Below are 4,421 nucleotides of genomic sequence, written 5' to 3'. Positions count from 1 at the left end.
TGCGGCGGTACCAATTCGATGGAGTTGCCGTCCGGATCGGCGACGACCAGGACGTCGTCGGTGCCCGGCGCCCGCAGTCTGCCCTCGATGCGGCCCTCGGGACCGAAATCGATAGTCCTGCTGCCGCGGGCGAGCAAGGGCAGCCCCACATCGCGCACGCTGTGGCGAGTTATCCACGGCTGCATGAGCATATCGATCGCCGTGGCGTCGTCGCCGGTCATATCCCAGCGATGCAGCACCATCTCCTGACGCATGTGCTCGAGAAAGAAGTCCGGGGCGACGGTTCGCCCGGTCCAGCCGATCGCCTCCAGCGGAGACAGCGTGTCGATCACCTCGGCGGTCTCGACGAGTTGTTCGCACCGGTCCACGAACGCCGCCCACAACTCGGCGTCGGGCATCGCGCGGTAGGGCGCCTCACGCTCCTCGAAACCGCGGGTCGGCACCGGGCTGCCCGCCGCGTGGGCGGCGAGCACCCGCGCGAGTTCGGCGGCGTTACCGGTGTTGTGGATCAGGACATCACGGACGGTCCAGCCCTCGCACCAGGTGCCCGCGTCGGGCCGGCGTGCCTGCACGGCGCGGGCGAAGGCCTCCCATTCCGGCAACGCTTCGGCGGCGCTGTGTGAAACCATCGGCATCTCCTCCGACCGGGCCCGCGGCGCCCGGATGTCGTGGCGGATCCGTCCTGATTCGCGCATACCCCGCCGCCGCCGGAAGTCACCCCATGAGTCGCCCCTGCGGTCCGTATTCGTCGATGATCCGGACTATTTCGGCGGCGACCAGCCCGGGACGCTGGGTCGGCACCATATGGCCACAGTGCTCGGCGACGACATGCCTGCCGTGCGGCCGTGCCGCCCGCCGCCGATGTGCGGCATTGATCGCGGCACGCGAGCGGGCCGAGATACCGACGGAGGGGGAGTCGGCGGACACGATCGTGACGGCGATATCCCGGCGGTCGGGGGCGGCGTCGCGCAACTGTTCGAGATCCGCTGTGTGGCAAGCCAGTTCGGCGGCACGGGTACGCATCGCCGCCGTGGTGAAGCCTTCGGCGCGGAAGTCGGCGCGGGCATCGGCGGGCAGCGCGGTGAGGATGTCACGGTAGGCCAGTGGCAGTGCGCCGACCCGTGCGAGTGCGGCGCTGAGCCGCTGCCCGGTTCGCGCCGCCCGCCGCGACGCCGCGGTGAACAGGTCGTCGCAGAATTCGTCGGTCGGGTCGACCAGGACCGTGCCCGCGACCCGGTCGGGCCGGTCCGCGGTGGCGACCCGCACGATCGGACCGCCCCAGCTGTGGCCGACCAGCACGAACCGCGGTGCGGCGAAGCGTTCGGTGAGGTGATCGAGCAGATCGACGAGGTCGTCGGCCAGGCGTCGGAGGCCGCGCGGTGCGCTGTCGGGGGCGCTGCGGCCCAGACCGCTGCGGTCGTAGACCACGGTCGCCGCGTAGTCGTCGAATTCGCGCTGCACCGCCGCCCAATAGGAGCGCGTGCAGGCGAGTCCGCTCTCGAAAACGACCAGGGCCGAACGATCGCCGTCCCGCCCCGGCCGGTGCATGTAGTACAGCCGGCGTCCGTCGCGGGTCGGCGCCGTGCTCGCCGTGCCCTGGCTGTGCGGTGCGACCCGAGTCCCCTGCGTGCTCCCAATCACATTGGTTAGCCTAACCTCTCGCCGTCGACGCGCTGACCTTGACCGGCCTCGCCCACGTCGCCCACCCGCCCCTGCCGCTCGTCCTGATCGGCCATTCGCTCGGTGCGGGCACCGCGGTGGTGGCGATGGCCTCCGATGCTGCGGCGGTCGCGCACATTTCCGAAGTCGTTCTGCTCGGCACTCCGGAACGGGCTCCCGCACAAGGCTTCTCGACACCGCCGGTACCTATCCCGGTACTGCACGGTGTCGACGATCGTCGCGCACCGCCGGCACCCGTCCGTGCGTGGACGAATGACGCGTGCGGTGCGGTGATGAGCGGGTACCTCGCCACCTGAGCGCGACCTCGATCGGATCGGGTTCGGCGGCGCGATCCTGGGCACTCGCCTGGAGACCGGGAAGGGTGTCGATGGGATGAACCAACTGCAGGATCTCGTCACCGGCGCGGCCGGGTCGCCGTGGGTGTACTTCGCGCTGCTGGGCGTCTGCATCATCGACGCCTTCTTCCCGCCGGTCCCCAGCGAATCGGTGATCGCCGCACTCGCGGCCATCGGCAGTTCGACCGGGAAACCCTCCGTCTGGTTGCTGATCGTCGCCGCCGCGATCGGCGCGATCATCGGCGACAACCTGGCCTACACGATCGGTCGCGCGATCGGCACGGATCGATTCGCGTGGATGCGCAAGCCGAAGATCCGGCAAGCCTTCGACTGGGCGCGCGGGATGCTCGACAAACGCGCGGCCCTGCTGATCATCACGGGCCGCTACATCCCGGTCGGTCGCATCGCGGTCAACATGACCGCCGGGGCGACCCGGTATCCACGCCGGAAATTCGTCCCGCTGACGGTGATCGGAGGCATCAGCTGGGCGGCGTATTCGGTGGCGATCGCCAGTGCCTTCGGGCGCTGGCTGCGTGATCAGCCGCTGTTGGCCGCCGTGATCGGCATCGCCTGCGCGATCGTCCTCGGCTTCCTCGTCGACCGCATCGTGCGGCACTTCTTCCCGGGCACCGGCGAGGACGAATCCGGCGCCGAGCACGATGACGACAGCCGGGGCGAGGACGACTCGGGGGAGAGGGCGCAGGCGCATCGGCGACAAGCGTCGTGACCACGCATCGAGCGTCGCCGGACGGCATCGTGCATTCATGATCGCCCGCGCAAAGCAGGCGAGGATCCCTTCGGCCTCGTCCCCGGGTCGGTCGCGAAATCCGTCCGCGGGCGGATGAGCGCGGCCCCTGCTGCCCGTTACTGTCGGCACCGCGTCGATCGGCGCCGCGCTCGCGGCGGTGACTTGTTCGCGCGCAGTCAGGGGAAGGCACGGACATGGACACGTTCACCCACGCCGGATTCGTCTTCGACGTCACCGACACGCCACCGCCCTCGGGCAGCGCGACGCCGGAAACCGTGGTGCTGCTGCACGGATTTCCGGAGGATCGCCACTGCTGGGATGCGCTCACGACGACCCTCACCGCGGCGGGCTATCGCGTCCTGGCACCGGATCTGCGGGGCTACTCACCGGGGGCGCGCCCGGCCGGGCGGTCGGCGTACGCCACGGCGCGCATGACCGGGGACGTGTATGCCCTGGCCGACGCGGCCGGCGTCGAGCGCTTTCATCTGGTCGGCCACGATTGGGGTGCCGCGCTCGCCTGGTCCGTCGCCGCCGAGCGGCCCGACCGGCTGATGTCGCTGACCGCCCTGTCGGTGCCGCATCCCATGGCCTTCGCGCGCGCCATGGTCACGAGCAGCCAAGCCCTGCGGTCGTGGTACATGGCCGCCTGTCAGCTGCCATGGTTACCGGAACTCGTGCTCTCCGCCCAGGGTGGCCGGGCGATGCGGCAGGCCCTGATCCGCGCCGGGCTCGATGCGGAGTCCGCGAACCGATACGCGGCACGCGCGGCGCATCGGCGGGACATGCGCGGCCCCGTCAACTGGTACCGGGGACTGCCGTTCGCGCTACGCCGCCCGGTCGGCTCCGTCGATGTTCCGACGATGTTCTGCTGGGGCACCGCGGACCGTTACGTCACACGGGCCGCTGCGCAGGCGTGCGGCCGTTACGTCACCGGCCCGTATCGCTACGAGGCCCTCGCCGGCGGCTCGCATTGGCTGCCCGAACAGGCCTCCGACCGGGTCGCCGCACTGCTCCTCGACCATCTGCGCGCTGCGGTGGCCGGCGCAGCCGGCCGTTCCTGACCCAACTGCCGTTGCGGCGGCGGATCAGTCGGGTGGTTCCTGGGCGTTGTCCTCGGTGCCGACGTCGTCGGCGACCTCCCGGGTCGCCATCCCGCCGTTGTCGCCCTCGTCCACCGGTCCGGGCCGCCCACCCCGCGGTTCGTCGGTGTCGTCGTCGTGCGGATGATTCGGTTGGGACATGAATTCGTCCTTTCTCGAGGTTCGTAGCGGACTACCTCGACAGCCCGGCGGCAAACGCCTACGCCCGTTCCCTCGGCTAGAGCGAGATCAGCAGCACACCGGCCGCGACGATCAATGCGGCCCAGACCATCAGGACGAGCACGGCCGAGCGGGCGTCCTCGGGTTCGTTCGACGTGGCTCGGCGGCGACGATGGGAAGCGGTGATCGAAACGTTCACGAGCTCTCTCCTTCCGCGATCGGTCGGTACTACCGGTCGGCCTACCCCGAACCCGAAGCGCCACAACATTTTCCGCACCTTCGGCGTATGGGTTGTGTCACAGCGTCCGGGACCCCGTTGGCTTCGAACGTCGGCTTGTCGCGTCCGGCCGCCGTCACCAGCCGTTGATGTGCAGGACCGAATCCAGATCCACGCGTGGG

7 protein-coding genes are annotated in these 4,421 nt (G+C 70.1%); 3 read left to right on the top strand and 4 right to left on the bottom strand.

The features are described from left to right. Both RJ03_RS27490 and RJ03_RS27485 read right to left on the bottom strand, forming a co-directional pair. Positions 1-629 (bottom strand): maleylpyruvate isomerase N-terminal domain-containing protein (locus tag RJ03_RS27490; protein WP_167332016.1); only part of this gene is annotated, 629 nt, incomplete at its 3' end. 85 nt (positions 630-714) lie between these two features. Further along, positions 715-1,641: an alpha/beta fold hydrolase gene (locus RJ03_RS27485; RefSeq protein WP_051025318.1), complete on the bottom strand. Its 927-nt coding sequence runs from the start codon at positions 1,639-1,641 to the stop codon at positions 715-717. Between the two features lie 38 nt (positions 1,642-1,679). On the opposite strand from RJ03_RS27485, the gene RJ03_RS27480 reads away from it, so the two are divergent. The 3 genes from RJ03_RS27480 (at position 1,680) to RJ03_RS27470 (ending at position 3,824) form a co-directional block, all read left to right on the top strand. Continuing rightward, positions 1,680-1,976: an alpha/beta hydrolase gene (locus RJ03_RS27480; RefSeq protein WP_051025317.1), complete on the top strand. Its 297-nt coding sequence runs from the start codon at positions 1,680-1,682 to the stop codon at positions 1,974-1,976. Positions 1,977-2,052: 76 nt separating this feature from the next. Then, positions 2,053-2,742 carry a DedA family protein gene (locus RJ03_RS27475; RefSeq protein ID WP_036507626.1) on the top strand — a complete coding sequence of 230 codons (690 nt, stop codon included), beginning with the start codon at positions 2,053-2,055 and terminating at the stop codon, positions 2,740-2,742. A 215-nt stretch (positions 2,743-2,957) separates the two neighbouring features. Continuing rightward, on the top strand, positions 2,958-3,824 hold the full coding sequence (locus RJ03_RS27470; RefSeq protein WP_036507624.1) for an alpha/beta fold hydrolase: 867 nt from the start codon (positions 2,958-2,960) through the stop codon (positions 3,822-3,824). A gap of 24 nt (positions 3,825-3,848) precedes the next feature. Here the strand turns inward: RJ03_RS27470 and RJ03_RS37850 are convergent, their stop codons facing one another. Continuing rightward, on the bottom strand, positions 3,849-4,004 hold the full coding sequence (locus RJ03_RS37850; RefSeq protein WP_167332015.1) for a hypothetical protein: 156 nt from the start codon (positions 4,002-4,004) through the stop codon (positions 3,849-3,851). A gap of 76 nt (positions 4,005-4,080) precedes the next feature. Continuing rightward, positions 4,081-4,221, bottom strand: coding sequence for a hypothetical protein (locus RJ03_RS37365; RefSeq protein ID WP_157121923.1), 141 nt, complete (start codon positions 4,219-4,221; stop codon positions 4,081-4,083). Positions 4,222-4,421 lie beyond the last annotated feature (200 nt).

The sequence above is a fragment of the Nocardia aobensis NBRC 100429 genome (genome assembly GCF_000308375.1).
GTDB lineage: Bacteria > Actinomycetota > Actinomycetes > Mycobacteriales > Mycobacteriaceae > Nocardia > Nocardia aobensis.
This window is presented reverse-complemented; position numbering and strand designations above follow the sequence as displayed.